This window comes from Arthrobacter sp. 18067, from assembly GCF_902706295.1.
GTDB lineage: Bacteria > Actinomycetota > Actinomycetes > Actinomycetales > Micrococcaceae > Arthrobacter.
Map to the genome: position 1 here is coordinate 62,739 of NZ_CACSJJ010000011.1, position 16,688 is coordinate 79,426.

The window sequence follows — 16,688 nt, forward strand, 5'->3', positions numbered from 1 at the left end:
AGCTGATCCGATGAAGATAAACGCGTTCGCAGATGTCAGCCTCCGTGCCATCATGGTGTTGGCCGCGGCTCCCGACGGTACGCTGCTGACCACCCAGGCAGTGGCCGACGCCGTGGGGACACCGTACAACCACGTCAGCAAGGCTATGGTCCGCCTGCGTGCACTCGGTTACATCGACGTCGAACGTGGCCGGCTGGGCGGTTCCCGTCTGAATGAAACCGGACGCAGGGCCACCGTCGGGGAAGTCCTGAGGCACTTGGACAGCCGGCAGGATCCGGCGGAGTGCCAATCTCCCACAAAGAATTGCCCGCTCATCACTGAATGCGGCCTGCGCCATGCGATGAATCGCGCCCGGGAGGCCTTCTACCGCGAGCTCGATACCGTGGTCATAGCTTCACTCCCCCACGCCCGCCAGATGAACCCGGTGTTCCAATCCATCGGGCTGCGCCCGGAGTTCAGGGTACCGGCCACCCAGCCGTAAGCGCCCCCGCAAACCTCAGAAGGGCACTCGTCGCAGCCGCCCCCGCAGCTAGGCCTCTCCAGCTTGCACAACTCTTCTACGCAGTGTAGAAATTGAGATATAAATATACGCATTCCAAATGCATATATATCGGCCAGGTAAGAATGGCCCCTACACCCAGGAGAACCATGCTCTCGGAAAAGTCCCGGCCCATCATCGAAGCAACCCTCCCCTTGGTGGGTGCACGCATCGGCTCAATCACGGCCGACTTCTACCAGAGGCTTTTCGCGGCGCATCCCGAGTTGCTCGACGGCCTGTTCAGCCGCTCCAACCAGCGTTCAGGTGATCAACAGCGGGCACTCGCCGGGAGCATCGCGGCTTTCGCGACCCATCTGGTGAACAACCCCGGCACACTGCCCGAAACGGTCCTTTCCCGGATAGCCCACAAGCACGGCTCACTCGGGATCACCGAGGATCAGTACGGCGTGGTCTATGAGCACTTGTTCGCCGCCATCGCCGCAGACCTGGCCGAAGTCATCACGCCGGACATCGCGGAAGCCTGGACCGAGGTCTACTGGCTCATGGCCGACGCGCTGATCAAGATCGAAAAGGACCTCTACGCTTCACAGGCGAACATTAGGATGTGGATGCCTTGGCGCGTAATCGCCAAGGAACCGGCAGGCGCGGACGCCATGACCTTTACTTTGGAGCCTGCCGATAACACCCCTGTCACAGCGGCAAAGGCAGGTCAATACGTCAGCGTCAAGGTCCGCCTCAGCGACGGCCTGCGCCAGGTGCGCCAGTATTCGCTGTCCGGTGACACGGGCACTAACCGGACCTTCACCACCAAGCTCAACGACGGCGGCGAAGTATCCACCGCCCTGCATGCCGGCGTCGAACCTGGCGACACACTGGAGATCTCGAACCCCTACGGCGAAATCACCCTCAAGGATGGCGCTGGTCCGGTCATCCTTGTTTCCGCGGGAATCGGATGCACTCCCACAGCGTCCATTCTGCGCTCGCTCGCGGATTCCGGTACGGATCGGCAGGTTATGGTCCTGCACGCCGAGAAGACCATGGACAACTGGGCACTGAGGGGCCAGATGACGGCAGACGCCGCGAAGATCGACGCAGAGCTGCAGCTCTGGCTTGAAACACCCCACGCCGGTGCCAGCAAAGGCTTCATGTCCTTGCGGGAAGTGGACCTGCCCGCCGACGCCTCGCTGTACCTGTGCGGACCGCTCCCCTTCATGAAGAAGATCCGTGACGAAGCCATCGACGCCGGAATTCCCGCCACCCGGATCCACTACGAAGTGTTCGGCCCGGACGTTTGGCTCGCCAACTAACAGCCGGCAAGGCCCCGGGGCACAGCACAACGGCGGCCCGTCACCTTTCAAACGAGAGGTGACGGGCCGTCGTCGTTCACTTAAGAACGCCGTTGTTCCTAAGAGGTCTAGCCCAGACGGGTCTTGAGACCGTCCAGCTCGGACTGGAGTGCCGCCGGGAGCGATTCGCCGAAGTTGGCGAACCACTCTTCGATGGACGCCAGCTCGGTTGCCCACTCTGCAGGGTCGACGCGAACAGCCGACTCGACCTCGGCCGGAGTCATGTCCAGGCCCTCGAGGTCGATGGACTCACCGGTCGGAACAAAGCCGATCGGGGTTTCCACAGCGTCGGCCTTGCCTTCAAGGCGCTCGATGGCCCACTTGAGCACACGCGCGTTGTCTCCGAAGCCAGGCCAGGCGAAGCCGCCCTCAGCCGTGCGACGGAACCAGTTGACCAGGAAGATCTTGGGCAGACGCTCCGGGTTGGCCTTGGCAGAGAGGTTGACCCAGTGGTTCAGGTAGTCGCCTGCGTCGTAGCCGATGAACGGCAGCATGGCCATGGGATCGCGGCGGACAACGCCAACGGCACCCGCGGCAGCAGCCGTGGTTTCCGAGGACAGCGTGGAACCCATGAAGATGCCGTTGGACCAGTTGCGGGCCTCGGTGACCAGCGGAATGGTGGTCTTGCGGCGGCCACCGAACAGGATCGCGGACAGTTCCACGCCCTCCGGGCTGAAGTACTCCTCGGCCAGCATGTCGATCTGGTCGATCGGCGTGCAGAAGCGGGAGTTCGGGTGTGCAGCCGGAGCATCGGAGTCCGGAGTCCAGGACTCACCGCGCCAGTCGGTCAGGTGAGCCGGAGTTTCCTCCGTCATGCCTTCCCACCAGACGCCACCATCGTCGGTCAGAGCAACGTTGGTAAAGATGCTGTTGCCCTTGGCGATGGCACGCATGGCGTTGGGGTTGGTGCCCCAACCAGTGCCGGGAGCGACGCCAAACAGGCCGGCTTCGGGGTTGACGGCACGGAGCTCGCCTTCCTTGCCGAAGCGCATCCAGGTGATGTCGTCACCGAGGGTCTCAACCTTCCAGCCCTTGATGGTGGGGTCGAGCAACGCGAGGTTGGTCTTGCCGCAAGCGGACGGGAAAGCAGCCGAGACGTAGTAGGTCTTCTGCTCAGGGGAGGTCAGCTTGAGGATGAGCATGTGCTCGGCCAGCCAGCCTTCATCGCGGGCCATCACAGAAGCGATGCGCAGCGCGTAGCATTTCTTGCCCAAGAGGGCGTTGCCGCCGTAGCCGGAGCCGAAGGACCAGATGGAGCGCTCTTCGGGGAAGTGCACAATCCACTTGTCGGTGTTGCACGGCCATGCGACGTCGGCCTGGCCGGCTTCCAGCGGTGCGCCCAGCGAGTGGAGGGCCGGAACGAAGAAAGCATCGGTCTGGGTGATGCGGTCCAGAACGTCCGTGCCGATACGGGCCATGATGCGCATTGAGGCAACAACGTAGGCGGAGTCGGTGATCTCGACGCCAAACTTCGGGTCCTCAGCATCCAGGTGGCCCATGACGAACGGAATGACGTACATGGTGCGGCCGCGCATGGAGCCGGCGAACAGTCCGCGCAGCTTCTGCTTCATCTCGGCCGGGGCCATCCAGTTGTTGGTGAAGCCTGCGTCGCGCTCGTTCTCGGAGCAGATGAAGGTCTGCTCTTCAACACGGGCAACGTCAGCGGGGTCGGAGAACGCCGCGAAGGAATTCGGGAACGTTTCCGGGTTCAGCCGCTTCAGTGTGCCGGCCTCAACGAGTTCGTCGGTGAGCTTCTTGTTTTCTGCTTCGCTGCCATCGACCCAGTGGATGCGGTCCGGCTGAGTCAGCTCGGCAACTTCCTCAACCCAGGCCAGCAGGCGTGCATGCGTAGTAGGTGCCTTCTCAAGCAGCGGCAGTCGCGCCAGATCGCCCATTGCGGTTCCCTTCCTCGGGTTCAGTGGTGTGTCCTAAACGATAGGGGCCGCGGACCAGACCAATCCGCTGTCAGACATCGGACATCCGGACGGCGGAAAAGCAAAAACCGCTAGAAATCAAGGGTTGGAGTTCCGGAAAGCGTCATTTAAGTGACTAAGGTCACGTAGACCGGTCTAGTTGCGCAGATTACAGCTTTTCGATTTGGAACTTCTCATGAACTTCTGTAAAGTTTATTGAGGTTCGAGGGGGTCAGAGAAACAGACCACCGAGAATCACACGAAATGCGCCCATAGCTCAGCTGGATAGAGCGTCTGTCTACGGAACAGAAGGTCAGGGGTTCGAATCCCTTTGGGCGCACAAATGAAGACCCGCACCGGTTCGCCGGTGCGGGTCTTTTGTTTTGCCCGGGCGGGCCCAAGTAGGTCGCAGTTGATGCCGTTGTGAGCCCTCAAAACGCACACTAATGCGACCTAGTTGGGCAGCCACGGCGGCAGGTGACCCGCACGCAGAAACGCAAGGGCCGCCGTCGTACTTTCCAAAGAAGTACGACGGCGGCCCCTTGCGTTAAGCGCGGACGCTTAGTCCCCAACGGCCTCGCTGATGCGGCGGCGGATGCCGTCGAAGTGTCGGTTGAGCAGTTCGGAGGCCAGGACCTTGTCCCCCGCAGCGACAGCGGCATAGATTCCACGGTGCATCGAGGCGGTCTTCACCAGGTCCTCGTTGCCCGGACCTATCTCAACATGGATCTTCCGGTACACCTTCCAGAAGACGCCCATCAGATTTATCAGGAGCTCGTTGTTCAGGGGTTCGAAAAGCCGGCGGTGGAATTCGGCGTCGGCGGCAACGAAGTTTTCGCCGGCAGCAGCGAGCTCTTCCATCTGTTTCACGGCTTCTTCGATGGAAGCGAGCTGCTCTTTGGTCATGACATCAATGGACGAACCGATCAGGCCGGACTCCAGCGCTTGGCGCACGTCGACCAACTGCAAGGCTTCAAGACCCTGGTGACGCAGCGAGAGGCGGCCCCGGAAGGTGAGTCCGTCGGCCAGGGCATCAAAGTTACTGGGTGCGACGAACATGCCGAAGCCGTGGCGGATTTCGATGACACCGAGGGCTTGCAGCACTTTGAGTGACTCGCGGAGCGTATTGCGCCCCACGCCGAGAGCGCCGGAAAGCTCACTTTCCGTCGGCAATGGATCGCCCGCCTCGAGCTCGCGCTCAAGGATCAATTCCATAATGTCCGACTGCAAAGCCCGCAGCCGGGCCTGTGCACTGAACCGCGCTTGCGGAACCACACCGGAAGTTGTCATGGCTTTCTCCTTGCCGATGCACCTGCCTCGAAGCGGGCGGAGGCCAGCCTTGGAAGCAAGTGCGGTGTTAATATTGAGGCGAGCTTAGTGCCCACCAAAGAATGAGTGACTCGCAACATACAATATCGGATGTCCCACCTCCGTCATAGCTATGTGCCGCGAAATCCTTGAGGTTTCCGTTCCGGACCGGCCGCAGCCGGCAATCCGCCAGGCGTGCGCCAGTGCCCCAAGCGCCAATTCTCACTTGACGTTCCGTTGTGACCGCCCTTACAGTTTCAATACGAGCATCGGACGTCCTACATCCGATAACCCACGAAACGCGAATGGTGAGGCACCCTATGAGCAAGACGATTCAAAGCCTGCCGCTGGTCAATGACGCCAGCCGCCGGAACTTCCTGAAGCTAAGCGGCGCAGTTGGTGCAGCAGCCGCCTTCACGGCAACCCTCTCCGCGTGCGGCGGCGCTGCCAGCACCACCACCGGCACGGCCACCAATACCGCAGCAGTTAACAAGGACCTCACCATCGAGGCAGGCATCTCCTACGCGCTGTCTACTGGCTTTGATCCCCTGAGCTCCTCCGGAGCAACGCCGATGGCAGCCAACCTCCACATCTTTGAAGGCCTCATCGAGCTCCACCCCGCCACCCGTCAGCCCTACAACGCATTGGCGGCGGCGGACCCCAAGAAGGTCAACGACACCACTTACCAGGTGACCATCCGCGACGGCGCCAAGTTCCACGATGGCTCCCCCGTCACCACCGAAGACGTCGCTTTCTCCTTCACCCGTGTGATGGACCCGGCGAACAAGTCCTTGTTCTCCCAGTTCATCCCCTTCATCCAGGACGTCAAGCCGCTGGATGCCAAGACGGTGGAGTTCACCCTTAAGTACGCCTTCCCCGGCTTCGGACCCCGCATCTCGGTGGTCAAGATTGTCCCCAAGGCACTCGCCACCGATTTGAAGGCCTTCGACGCCTCACCGGTGGGATCGGGTCCGTACAAGCTCATCTCCGCAGTCAAGGACGACAAAATCGTCTTCGAAGCGTTCGCGGACTACAACGGCCCCAAGCCCGCACTGGCCAAGGGCATGACCTGGCTGTTGCTCTCCGACGCGGCCGCCCGCGTCACCGCGGTCCAGTCCGGCCGTGTCCAGGCAATCGAAGACGTTCCGTACCTGGACGTCGACGGCCTGAAGTCCAAGGTCAAGGTCGAATCCGTCCAGTCGTTCGGCATGCTGTTCCTGATGTTCAACTGCGCCAAGGCGCCGTTCGACAACAAGCTCGTCCGCCAGGCCCTGCATTACGGCATGGACAAGGAATCCATCATCAAGAAGGCGCTGTTCGGCAACGCAAAGGCCGCAAGCTCCTACTTCCAGGAAGGCCACCCGGATTACGTCAAGGCCAAGAACGTTTACGGCTACGACGCTTCCAAGGCCGAAGACCTGCTGAAGCAGGCAGGCGTCACCAGCCTTGAGTTCGAACTGCTCACCACGGACACCGCCTGGGTCAAGGATGTTGCACCGCTGATCCTCGAATCCTGGAACAAGATCCCGGGCGTCAAGGTCACCGTCAAGAGCCTCCAGTCCGGTGCTTTGTACAGCGACCGCGTGGGCAAGGGCGACTTCTCGGTGGTCGCGGCCCCGGGCGATCCATCAGTCTTCGGCAATGACGCAGACCTCCTCCTGAGCTGGTTCTACTCGGGCGCAACCTGGATGGACAAGCGTGCCTTCTGGACCACCCCCGAGCGCACCAAACTGCAGGAACTCATGAACAAGGGCTCGCAGGCCTCCGGTGACGAAGCCAAGAAGATCGTGGGCGAAATCGTGGACATGGTCTCGGACGAGGTTCCCCTGTACCCGATCTTCCACCGCCAACTGCCCAGTGCATGGGACGAGAAGAAGCTCAACGGCTTCCAGCCCCTTCCCACCACCGGCTTGTCATTCGTCGACGTCGGACGAACTGCCTAAAAGCCCCCTCGCGTTGTGGGGCCCGTTCTACGGCCTCAGTCCCCCAAATAGCCCGCAGAGCGGGCCCCGCAACCAGCAGCACCCAACCAACCGGAGAACAAATTGGTCACGATATTGCGTCTGCTTGGCCGCAGGCTTGCAGCATTGCCATTGATGATCCTGGGCATTACGTTGCTCGTCTTCCTCGTCCTGCAGGCCGCCCCAGGCGACCAGGCAAGCTCCGCCCTCGGTGACGGCGCCAGCGAAGAAGCCAAGCAGCAGTACCGCCAGGACAATGGCCTGAACGATTCCCTGGTCCTGCAGTACTTCCGCTTCCTCGGAAAGCTCCTGCAGTTCGACCTCGGCGTCACCACCCCACCGGCAAAGTCGGTGGCATCCATGATTGGCTCGGCGTTCCCCCTGACGCTCCAGCTCACCTTCCTGGGCGTGCTCATCGCGATCGTGCTTTCCCTCGCATTCGGCATCCTCGGCGCCCTTTACCGCGACAAGTGGCAGGACCAGTTGGTCCGCGTCTTCTCCATTGCAGCGATCGCCACGCCGTCGTTCTGGCTCGGTATCCTCCTCATCCAGTGGTTCGCCCTGGGTGAGAATCCGATGTTCCCTTCGGGTGGAATTGCGACGCCGGAGTCCGGCTTCGGCGGTTGGCTCAACTCAATGGCCCTACCGGCGTTGGCACTCGGCATCCCCGTGTCAGCATCGCTGATCCGCGTAGTCCGCACCTCGATGGTGGAAGAACTGGACCGCGACTACGTCCGCACCGCCATCGGCAACGGCGTCCCCTACCGCGAGGTCGTCTCCAAGAACGTCCTCCGCAACGCGCTCGTCACCCCGGTGACCGTGCTGGGACTCCGCGTCGGCTACCTGCTGGGCGGCGCCGTCGTGATTGAAATGATCTTCGCCCTGCCCGGCATGGGCCAGTTGATCCTCAACGGCATCACCAATCTGGACGTCAACCTGGTCCAGGGCGTGGTGCTCACCATCTCGGTCACCTTCGTTCTGGTGAACATCGTGGTGGACCTTCTCTACCTGCTTATCAACCCCCGAATCAGGACGGTATAGCTCATGCGCAGCAAGCTCGCAGAACGGCTAAGTGCCCCGGGCATTCGTTTCAAGGCCCTGCCCTGGGGCTCCCGTATCGCCCTGCTCTTCCTCATCGTGATCGTTCTCGCGGCCATTTTCGCACCGGTCATCGCCCCGCACGATCCGCTGGAGACCTTCATTCCGGCCACCCCGCCGGGTGCCGAACACTTCTTCGGCACTGACCGGCTGGGCCGCGACATCTTCTCGCGTCTCCTCTTTGGTGCACAGTCGTCGCTGATGATCGGCCTCGGTGCGGTGGCCTTGGCCATCCTTGCCGGTGCGCTCCTCGGCTCCTTCGCCGCCACGTCCAGCAAGTCCGTGAACGAGATCATCATGCGGCTCATGGACATCCTCATGGCATTCCCCGGCATCGCGCTGGCGGCCGTGCTGCTGGCTGCTTTCGGCAACTCGGTGCCCACCATCATCATCGCGATCGCCATCATCTACACCCCGCAACTGGCCCGAGTGGTCCGCGCCAACGTCCTGGCCCAGTATGGCGAAGACTACGTCCGTGCCGAGCGCGTCATTGGTGCAGGCCGTTTCTACATCCTGGTCAAGCACATCGTCCGCAACACTGCAGCTCCAGTGCTGGTATTCGCCACGGTCATGGTGGCCGACGCCATCATCCTCGAAGCCTCCCTGTCCTTCCTGGGCGCAGGTGTGCAGGACCCCGCACCATCATGGGGCAACGTGATCTCCTACGGCCGCAACCTGGTCCTCTCCGGCGGCTGGTGGGCCACCACCTTCGCCGGTGTCACCATCTTGCTGACCGTGCTTTCCCTGAACATCCTGGCCGAGGGCCTCACCGACGCCATGGTGAACCCGAAGCTGCGCCGCGCACCGGTGGTGAAGGACGACGACGGAGCTTCCGCCGCCGTTGCAGGTATCGCTGTGGACACCGAGGTCGCAACCTCCGTCGCCCAGCCTTCGGTAGTTGAGGAACACGAGCTCGACGGCGTCCGTGCGGCTTCCGGCGACACCGTCACTTCCGAGGTCGGCATGTCAGCCGTCCTCACCGATGTGAAGCTGGCCGCCGCCAACCCGCACCTCCTCCTGGACCGCGAATTGGAACTCCTGGCAGCAATCGAAGCGAAGCGCACCGACCGCCTTCCGCAGGTATCGGCAGGCGCACGCAACGTCCTTGAGGTCAAGAACCTGTCCATCCGCTTCCCCGGCCGCTTCGGCGACATCGCAATCGTGGACAACGTGTCCTTCACGGTCCGCGAAGGCGAGACCATGGGCCTGGTGGGTGAGTCCGGTTGTGGCAAGTCCATCACCTCGCTCGCAGTCATGGGCCTGCTGCCCAAGACCGCCCAAGTCACCGGTTCCATCAAGTTCGATGGCAAGGAACTCCTGGACTCCGCCACCAAGCACAGCAACCCCAAGGCCTACGAGGGCCTGCGCGGTGAGCAGATTGCCATGGTCTACCAGGACGCGTTGAGCTCCCTGAACCCGTCCATGAAGATCAAGGACCAGATGGAGCAGCTCACCAAGCGTGGGGGTCGCAAGACTCCGGCCGAGCTGCTGGAAATGGTGAAACTGGATCCCATCCGGACCCTCGCCAGCTACCCGCACGAGCTCTCCGGTGGCCAGCGCCAACGCGTGCTGATCGCTATGGCCCTGTCGCGTTCGCCGAAGATCGTCGTTGCCGACGAGCCCACCACCGCCTTGGATGTCACCGTCCAGAAACAGGTTGTGGATCTGCTCAACGAACTGCGCGAACAACTCGGCTTCGCCATGGTGTTCGTCAGCCACGATCTCGCCCTGGTAGCTTCCCTGGCCCACCGCATCACCGTGATGTACGCCGGCCAGGTGGTGGAATCCGCCCAGGCCTCCGAACTGCTGCAGAACCCCAAGCACGAGTACACCCGGGGCTTGCTCGGCGCGGTGCTCTCCATCGAGGCTGACGCTGTGCGCCTGCACCAGATTCCCGGCACCGTCCCGTCCCCGCGGGACTTCGCGACGGGCGACCGCTTCGCGGCCCGCTCCCTGCGATCCGACGCCGATCCCCACCAGAAACTGGTCCTCACCACTGTTTCTTCGTCGAACGGTGACGATGCCGACCACTACTGGGCGAGCCACCTGAAGGAGGACGCGAAATGAGTGAATCAACCGGGAAGCCGGTCATCGAGCTCAAGGACGTCAAGGTCTACCACCACGCACGGACCGGTGGCCTGTTCCGCCCGAACATCGTCAAAGCCGTGGACGGCGTGGACTTCACCATCAGCCGCGGCGAAACCGTGGGCATCGTGGGTGAGTCCGGCTGCGGCAAGTCCACGCTGGCCTCAGTGCTCGTGGGACTGCAGCCGCCGACGTCGGGCAAGGTTTTGTTCCACGGAAAGCCGGCCATCAAGCGGAACGCAGCAATGCGCAAGCAGTTCGGCCGCTCCGTCTCCGTGGTCTTCCAGGATCCGGCGACGGCGCTGAACCCACGCATGACCATCCAGGACATCCTGACGGATCCGCTGCAGATCCACGGCATCGGCAATGCGTCAACGCGCGCTGCCAAGGTCAAGGAACTCTTGGCGCTGGTTGGCTTGCCGCAATCGGCGGCTGAAGTGACGCCGTCGCAGGTTTCCGGCGGTCAGCGCCAGCGTGTGGCGATTGCCCGCGCACTGGCCTTGGACCCGGACATCATCGTGGCGGACGAGCCGACGTCGGCCCTGGACGTTTCGGTCCGCGCCCAGGTCCTGAACCTGCTGTCCGACCTGAAGACCCAACTGAACCTCGGCATGGTTTTCATCTCACACGACATCCAGACCGTCCGGTACGTCTCGGACCGCATCTGCGTCATGTACTTCGGCAAGATCGTCGAACAAGGCACAGCCACCCAGGTCTTCGACAACCCCAGCAACGACTACACCAAGAAGCTGCTGGGCGCCGCGCCGAGCCTGCTCCACATCTAGTTTTTCCCTTCACAAGCTACAAACAACGGAGAATTCTGTGTCCACTCAGTTCCAGGGCGTCATCCCCCCGGTCATCACCCCCCGCCACGCCGACGGCAGCATCGACACCGCGTCGCTGAAGAACGTCACCAAGCACCTGATCGACGGCGGTGTGTCCGGGCTTTTCGTCCTGGGCTCCTCCGGCGAAGTCCCCTACATGACCAACGATGAGCGTGAGCTGGTGGTCTCCACCATCGCCGACGCCAACGCTGGAGCCGTCCCGCTGATCGTGGGCGCCAACGAGCAGACAACCAACCGAGTCATCGAAGAAGCACGCAAGGTGGTTGACCTCGGCGCCGACGCGATCGTGGTCACCTCCATGTACTACGCCATTGGCAACGCCGCGGAGACCGAGACCCACTTCCGCGCCATCCACGCCGCCATCGAGAAGCCGATCTTCGCCTACGACGTCCCGGTCCGCACGCACTTCAAGCTGCCCACCGACCTCCTGGTCCGCCTCGGCCGCGATGGCGTCATTGCCGGCGTCAAGGACTCCTCCGGCGACGACGTCTCCTTCCGCCAGCTGCTCCTCGCAGCCAAGGACATCCCCAACTTCGACATCTTCACCGGTCACGAAGTTGTAGTGGACGGTGCCCTCCTGGGCGGCGCGCAGGGTGTTGTCCCCGGCCTCGGCAACGTTGATCCGGCCGGCTACCGCCGTCTGTTCGACGCCGCCCAGGCCGGCGACTGGGCTCTCGCGGCAAGGGAACAGGACCGCCTGGCCGACGTCTTCGAGATCGTCTACGCCCCCAACGGCCGCGTTTCCGGTGGCGCTGCCGGCCTGGGTGCTTTCAAGACCGCACTCCAGGTGATGGGCGTCATCGAGTCCAACACGATGAGCTCACCGATGCTGTCTTTGAATGACTCCGAGACGGCTCTGATTCGTTCAATTCTGGAGCGGAACGGGCTGGTCTAAGCTTCGATGACCGCTTCCATGACCCACGTGATCGGCGTTGACCTTGGCGGCACCAAAACTGCCGCCGGGGTTGTTGCCCCTTCAGGCGAAGTATTGATGTCGGAGACCATTCCGACGTTGAACCGGGCAGGTGGCGAAGCCATCCTCGATGCCACCGCTGCGCTGATCGCGGGCTTGGTGGAGCGCGCTGCCGACGCCGGAATTTCGGTTTCCGGCGTCGGTATCGGCTCCGCGGGGGTTATTGACGCTGTTTCCGGCTCGGTGGTGTCTGCGACCGACGCGATACATGGCTGGGCCGGGACTGCGCTTGTTGCCGGGCTTTCTGCCCGACTTTCGCTTCCCGCCTCGGCCGTGCGGGCAGTCAACGACGTCCATGCGCACGCCCTCGGCGAAGCTTGGCTCGGCGCCGCCGCAGGTTCCTCCAGTTCACTCATGGTGGCGTTCGGGACCGGGGTGGGCGGCAGCTTTGTGCTGGATGGCGCTCCCGTTTTGGGGCACCGATTTGTGGGCGGGCATGTGGGGCACTTTGCTTCTCCTTTTGCCGTGTTTTCCGGACTTCCTTTGGCTTGCGTTTGCGGTGGATCCGGGCACGTCGAGGCCATCGCTTCCGGGCCCGCCATCCATGAAGCGTTCTTGCGGTTTGGCGGCTATTCCGTGGACGCGCCTGACACCCGGGGCGTGTTTACGCTTGCCGCTTCTGTCTCAGACGCGCACGACGGCGGTGCTGACGCTGACTCCGCTGGTAGTCGCGCCGCCGCTGTGCGTGCCATCAGTGTTGGCGCAGCCGCTGCCGGACAAGCCGTGGGCGGACTCATCAATATCCTGGACCCCGAAACCGTAGTGGTCTCCGGTGGTCTGGCCGACGCCGGAGAGCTCTGGTGGAAACCCATGGAAGCTGCCCTGCGCAAGGAACTGCTTGCCCCGTTGATCTCCGTGCCGGTAGTCCGGGCCACCCTTGGCAACACAGCGGCCATTGTTGGCGCCGCGAAACTCGTCCTCAAGTAGTCCGTAAGTAAAGGGAACATCATGATCCTCACACCCGAAGGCCTTGAAGCCCTCCGCTCCCAACTGATCGTTTCCTGCCAGGCATACCCCGGCGAGCCCATGCGCGATCCCCGCACCACCGGCCAAGTGGCCGCATCGGCTGTCATCGGTGGCGCGGCGGCTGTCCGCGTCCAAGGGTTGGCCGACGTGCAGTTCACGCGTGCCGCCGTCGAGGTTCCCGTCATTGGTCTCTGGAAAGACGGCCACGACGGCGTGTTCATTACCCCCACGCTCCGTCATGCACTCTCCGTGGCGAATGCAGGGGCTCATGTGGTGGCGATCGATGGAACGCGCAGGGCCCGCCCGGATGGGCTTTCCCTCGCCGAAACGGTGGCCGGTCTCCACGCTGGGTCCCATGCGCTGGTCATGGCCGATTGTGGGTCCCTCGACGACGCCGTGGCAGCTGTTGAAGCCGGGGCGGACCTGATCGGGACGACGTTGGCCGGCTACACCGGCGAGCGTCCTAAGACGAACGGCCCAGACCTGGAGCTGCTGGAACAGATCGCTTCCGCCGGGCTGGGCAAGCCGCTTATCGCCGAGGGCCGCATCCATACCCCGGCTCACGCACGGCAGGCCCTTGATGCCGGCGCGTTCGCCGTGGTGGTGGGGACTGCGATCACCCACCCGGCGTCGATAACTGGCTGGTTCAAGGGCGCCATGCACGCATAAGTGGCACTGGTCCTTTGCCATGACGAGGAGGAATATGTCATTCCATGAGCAGCAAGGAAACCAGTAAGAGCGAGACGCCCTCCTTCATGCTGCCGGAGGCCATGACCGGCAGGGCGAGCCCCGCGAAGGCCGCGGAAGGCGACAAGCCCGTTTTCGCCTACATCGCAAGCCTGCCGGAGCCACAACGCGGCATCGCCGAAGCAATCGATGCTCTGGCAACCAGGACACTGCCCGAACTCCAGCGATCCGTGAAATGGGGCATGGCGTACTACGGTGTCGGCGACGGGTGGTGCTTCAGCTGCGGCGGCTTTGCCGGGCACGTCAAGCTCATGTTTATCAACGGCTCCTCACTCGAGCCGGTACCGCCGGTGACACCGGTGGGAATGGGCAAGGCCACACGGGGCGTGGAGATCAGCTCCTTGGCTGACATCGACGAACAGCAGATCGCGGCGTGGATGAAGCAGGTAACGTCCGTGCCGGGTGTTGGGGGCAAGAAACGCTGATGCTTGGAAGCGTTGCGAGGCCCGCTCTGTGCCCCAAAATCCGCGCCAGGCCGCAAAGCAGGCCTCACAACCCCGGTGACACCCTCGCCACTGGCCTCTCCTGCGCGCGGGAGTACTGGGACCACCCGCCGACGAACAGCTTGCCTTGGCCCATTCCCAGTTGTTCCATCATCAGCAGGTTGTGGCAGGCCGTCACTCCGGAACCGCAGTAGGAGACGGCGTTCCCTGCGGACAGAACGCCTGCACGTTCGAAGTTCGCGCGAACCTGCAGTTCCGGGAGCAGGCGTCCCGTGGAGTCGAGGTTCTCGCGGCAAGGGACGTTCACGGCTCCGGGTATGTGGCCAGGGCGAGGGTCCACGGGATCCTGGAGTCCTTCGAAGCGATCGGTGTTTCTCGCATCCACTCTCAGGTACGCGGTGGAAGAAGCCTCGGAGATATCCGCCAGCAGGCGCGCTGGCCACGCGCGGAGTAAGAAGCTCCCCCTCGGTCGTGGCGAGGATTCCGTGGCGAGCTCGCCCGGATAGGCGGCCATGCCTCCGTTGAGGATCGCTGCGTTGTGTCCCGTCGACCGGAGCATCCACACGAGCCTGGCCGCGATGACTCCACCTGCGTCGTCGTAGGCGATTACTGTGTCCGAGTCATTGATACCTGCTTGCCGCATGCCTTGGGCGAATACCTCGGGGTCGGGCAACGGGTTCCTCCCGGCGTCAGGGGATGCCGGCCCGGACAGCCACTGGTCCAGGTCGATGAAAACGGCCCCGGGAAGATGGCCGCGCTCAAAAGCCTTACTGCCGGAGGATCCATCGAGATACCAGCGGGAATCTGCCAGAACGAACTTCCCGGGGTTGTTCGTGCACCAACTCCAGTCGACAAAAGGTTTCAGCTCATCTCCCATGAACCCCAGATTAGTCAGCCGTCCCATAATTTGAGATGTATATCCCACCATATGGACGGCGTCGATGCCTTGCGAGGCCCGCTCTGCACCCGAAAACCCACCCCAAGCCCGCAAAGCAGGCCTCACAACCCATGCTCACCCGGCGTAGGCTTTCCCCATGACTGCCGAGAGCTCGCGGGAATTCGACGTAATCGTGATCGGCGCTGGCGCCGTAGGGGAGAACGTAGCGGACCGGGTGGTTCGCGGCGGCCTGACGGCGGTGATTATCGAGAGCGAATTGGTGGGCGGCGAGTGCTCCTACTGGGCCTGCATCCCGTCCAAGGCATTGCTCCGGCCAGGAAGTGTCCTCCACGCCGCACAAGTAATCCCTGGCGCCTCCGAGGCCGTCACCGGAGTGGTGGACGCGCAGGCCGCGCTGACGCACAGGGATTGGTTCACCAACAACTGGCAGGACGGCGGCCAGGTGGAATGGCTGGACAGCGCCGGTATCGAGCTGATCCGTGGACGCGGTCGCATCACCGGCCCCCGCGAAGTCCAGGTGGACGGCCTCGACGGCAACAGTTACGCACTGAAGGCACACCATGCCGTGGTGGTCGCAACGGGCTCGACCCCCACCGTCCCGGATATCGAGGGCTTGAAGGACGTACCGTTCTGGACAACCCGCGGGGCAACGGCAGCCAAGGAAGTTCCGAGGCGCTTCACAGTGCTGGGCGGTGGCGTGGCTGGCGTGGAAATGGCGCAGGCGTTCGCCCGGCTCGGCTCGGACGTTACCCTTATTGCCCGGGGACGGCTGCTCAGCAGCTACCCGGAGGAAGCCGCGAACCTGGTCCTGGCCGGACTTCGCGCCGATGGCGTGTCCGTCCACGTTCACACTGATGTCCAGAAGGTCGGGACGAACGACGACGGCTCGGTGACGGTCGCGTTCGACGGCAAGGCAGTCACCGCCGATAAGCTCCTGGTGGCCTCGGGAAGGCACCCCGCCTTGGCCAACCTGGGCTTGGAGAATGTGGGCGTCGAGGCTCAGAACGGCAAACCACTCCGGCTTACCACCGAATCCAGCGGACTCGTTGAAGGCCCAGCGAGCGATGGCACGAGCGGGCTCTGGCTTTATGCCGCCGGTGACGCCGCCGGCAAGGTACTCCTGACCCACCAGGGCAAGTACGAGGCCCGCGCTACCGGTGACGCCATCGTGGCCCGGGCCAACGGCAAGCTCAAGGGCACGCCCCAGCCGTGGAGCCCGTGGGCCCACACCGCCAACGATCACGCGGTCCCGAGCGTGGTGTTCACCGACCCCGAGGTTGCCTCCGTGGGCCCAAGCCTGGAGCAGGCGTTGTTGCAGGGCAAAAACGTCACCGGAGTGGAACTCCCCATCAACGTATCCGGCTCCCAGCTGCACTCCCCTGATTACAAGGGGTGGGCGCAGATCGTGGTGGATGAGGATCGCAAGGTCGTCCTCGGTGCCACATTCGTGGGCCCGGGAGTAGCCGAATTGCTGCACTCGGCAACCATAGCCATAGTGGGCGAAGTGAAGCTGGACCGCCTCTGGCACGCGGTTCCCTCGTATCCCACCATCAGCGAAGTGTGGCTGCGACTCTTGGAAAAGTACGGACTCTAATTTCTATTTGAA

Annotated in this window: 14 protein-coding genes and 1 tRNA gene; 12 read left to right on the forward strand and 3 right to left on the reverse strand. The window is 63.0% G+C overall.

Features of this window, described 5'->3' with window-relative positions:
- Nucleotides 1–10: 10 nt before the first annotated feature.
- Both GVL04_RS12370 and GVL04_RS12375 read left to right on the forward strand, forming a co-directional pair.
- Nucleotides 11–481, forward strand: coding sequence for an Rrf2 family transcriptional regulator (locus GVL04_RS12370; protein WP_159704699.1), 471 nt, complete (start codon nucleotides 11–13; stop codon nucleotides 479–481).
- A 167-nt stretch (nucleotides 482–648) separates the two neighbouring features.
- Nucleotides 649–1,806, forward strand: coding sequence for a globin domain-containing protein (locus tag GVL04_RS12375; protein ID WP_159704702.1), 1,158 nt, complete (start codon nucleotides 649–651; stop codon nucleotides 1,804–1,806).
- 107 nt (nucleotides 1,807–1,913) lie between these two features.
- Here the strand turns inward: GVL04_RS12375 and GVL04_RS12380 are convergent, their stop codons facing one another.
- Complete coding sequence (locus GVL04_RS12380) at nucleotides 1,914–3,740, reverse strand: phosphoenolpyruvate carboxykinase (GTP) (protein WP_159704705.1); 1,827 nt, start codon at nucleotides 3,738–3,740, stop codon at nucleotides 1,914–1,916.
- Nucleotides 3,741–4,024: 284 nt separating this feature from the next.
- Between GVL04_RS12380 and GVL04_RS12385 the strand changes: the two genes are divergently transcribed.
- Nucleotides 4,025–4,098: transfer RNA gene (locus GVL04_RS12385), tRNA-Arg, on the forward strand.
- Between the two features lie 221 nt (nucleotides 4,099–4,319).
- On the opposite strand, the gene GVL04_RS12390 is transcribed toward GVL04_RS12385, so the two are convergent.
- Entirely contained in the window at nucleotides 4,320–5,048 is a 729-nt protein-coding gene (locus tag GVL04_RS12390; RefSeq protein WP_159704708.1) for a FadR/GntR family transcriptional regulator, read from the reverse strand.
- Nucleotides 5,049–5,371: 323 nt separating this feature from the next.
- Here GVL04_RS12390 and GVL04_RS12395 point away from each other — a divergent pair, with 323 nt between their 5' ends.
- The 8 genes from GVL04_RS12395 to GVL04_RS12430 all read left to right on the forward strand — a co-directional run bounded on the left by GVL04_RS12395 (nucleotide 5,372) and on the right by GVL04_RS12430 (nucleotide 14,166).
- Nucleotides 5,372–7,009: an ABC transporter substrate-binding protein gene (locus GVL04_RS12395; RefSeq protein ID WP_159704711.1), complete on the forward strand. Its 1,638-nt coding sequence runs from the start codon at nucleotides 5,372–5,374 to the stop codon at nucleotides 7,007–7,009.
- A 102-nt stretch (nucleotides 7,010–7,111) separates the two neighbouring features.
- Nucleotides 7,112–8,068: an ABC transporter permease gene (locus GVL04_RS12400; protein ID WP_268825379.1), complete on the forward strand. Its 957-nt coding sequence runs from the start codon at nucleotides 7,112–7,114 to the stop codon at nucleotides 8,066–8,068.
- Between the two features lie 3 nt (nucleotides 8,069–8,071).
- The gene (locus GVL04_RS12405) at nucleotides 8,072–10,192 is read left to right on the forward strand and encodes a dipeptide/oligopeptide/nickel ABC transporter permease/ATP-binding protein (protein ID WP_159704714.1); all 2,121 of its coding nucleotides are present in this window, start codon (nucleotides 8,072–8,074) and stop codon (nucleotides 10,190–10,192) included.
- A complete protein-coding gene (locus GVL04_RS12410; protein WP_159704717.1) occupies nucleotides 10,189–10,995 on the forward strand; it encodes an ABC transporter ATP-binding protein in 807 nt (268 codons plus the stop codon). The genes GVL04_RS12405 and GVL04_RS12410 overlap by 4 nt, the downstream gene beginning before the upstream one ends.
- A 37-nt stretch (nucleotides 10,996–11,032) precedes the next feature.
- The gene (locus GVL04_RS12415; RefSeq protein ID WP_159704720.1) at nucleotides 11,033–11,950 is read left to right on the forward strand and encodes a dihydrodipicolinate synthase family protein; all 918 of its coding nucleotides are present in this window, start codon (nucleotides 11,033–11,035) and stop codon (nucleotides 11,948–11,950) included.
- Nucleotides 11,951–11,968: 18 nt separating this feature from the next.
- Nucleotides 11,969–12,955: an ROK family protein gene (locus tag GVL04_RS12420; protein ID WP_159704958.1), complete on the forward strand. Its 987-nt coding sequence runs from the start codon at nucleotides 11,969–11,971 to the stop codon at nucleotides 12,953–12,955.
- Nucleotides 12,956–12,976: 21 nt separating this feature from the next.
- Complete coding sequence (locus GVL04_RS12425) at nucleotides 12,977–13,663, forward strand: N-acetylmannosamine-6-phosphate 2-epimerase (RefSeq protein ID WP_159704723.1); 687 nt, start codon at nucleotides 12,977–12,979, stop codon at nucleotides 13,661–13,663.
- A gap of 44 nt (nucleotides 13,664–13,707) precedes the next feature.
- Nucleotides 13,708–14,166 (forward strand): DUF1801 domain-containing protein, encoded by a 459-nt coding sequence (locus tag GVL04_RS12430; RefSeq protein WP_235036264.1) that lies wholly within the window; start codon nucleotides 13,708–13,710, stop codon nucleotides 14,164–14,166.
- 64 nt (nucleotides 14,167–14,230) lie between these two features.
- On the opposite strand, the gene GVL04_RS12435 is transcribed toward GVL04_RS12430, so the two are convergent.
- On the reverse strand, nucleotides 14,231–15,088 hold the full coding sequence (locus tag GVL04_RS12435) for a sulfurtransferase (protein ID WP_327785618.1): 858 nt from the start codon (nucleotides 15,086–15,088) through the stop codon (nucleotides 14,231–14,233).
- Between the two features lie 130 nt (nucleotides 15,089–15,218).
- On the opposite strand from GVL04_RS12435, the gene GVL04_RS12440 reads away from it, so the two are divergent.
- Nucleotides 15,219–16,676, forward strand: coding sequence for an NAD(P)/FAD-dependent oxidoreductase (locus tag GVL04_RS12440; protein WP_159704726.1), 1,458 nt, complete (start codon nucleotides 15,219–15,221; stop codon nucleotides 16,674–16,676).
- Nucleotides 16,677–16,688: the final 12 nt, after the last annotated feature.

What these genes read in the sequence shown, in the direction of transcription:
- GVL04_RS12390 (WP_159704708.1), bottom strand. Translation starts at nt 5,048, where the DNA reads ATGACAACTTCCGGTGTGGTTCCGCAAGCGCGGTTCAGTGCACAGGCC.
- GVL04_RS12430 (WP_235036264.1), top strand. Translation starts at nt 13,708, where the DNA reads ATGAGCAGCAAGGAAACCAGTAAGAGCGAGACGCCCTCCTTCATGCTG.
- GVL04_RS12370 (WP_159704699.1), top strand. Translation starts at nt 11, where the DNA reads ATGAAGATAAACGCGTTCGCAGATGTCAGCCTCCGTGCCATCATGGTG.
- GVL04_RS12440 (WP_159704726.1), top strand. Translation starts at nt 15,219, where the DNA reads ATGACTGCCGAGAGCTCGCGGGAATTCGACGTAATCGTGATCGGCGCT.
- GVL04_RS12375 (WP_159704702.1), top strand. Translation starts at nt 649, where the DNA reads ATGCTCTCGGAAAAGTCCCGGCCCATCATCGAAGCAACCCTCCCCTTG.
- GVL04_RS12405 (WP_159704714.1), top strand. Translation starts at nt 8,072, where the DNA reads ATGCGCAGCAAGCTCGCAGAACGGCTAAGTGCCCCGGGCATTCGTTTC.
- GVL04_RS12435 (WP_327785618.1), bottom strand. Translation starts at nt 15,088, where the DNA reads ATGGGACGGCTGACTAATCTGGGGTTCATGGGAGATGAGCTGAAACCT.
- GVL04_RS12380 (WP_159704705.1), bottom strand. Translation starts at nt 3,740, where the DNA reads ATGGGCGATCTGGCGCGACTGCCGCTGCTTGAGAAGGCACCTACTACG.
- GVL04_RS12395 (WP_159704711.1), top strand. Translation starts at nt 5,372, where the DNA reads ATGGTGAGGCACCCTATGAGCAAGACGATTCAAAGCCTGCCGCTGGTC.
- GVL04_RS12410 (WP_159704717.1), top strand. Translation starts at nt 10,189, where the DNA reads ATGAGTGAATCAACCGGGAAGCCGGTCATCGAGCTCAAGGACGTCAAG.
- GVL04_RS12425 (WP_159704723.1), top strand. Translation starts at nt 12,977, where the DNA reads ATGATCCTCACACCCGAAGGCCTTGAAGCCCTCCGCTCCCAACTGATC.
- GVL04_RS12420 (WP_159704958.1), top strand. Translation starts at nt 11,969, where the DNA reads ATGACCCACGTGATCGGCGTTGACCTTGGCGGCACCAAAACTGCCGCC.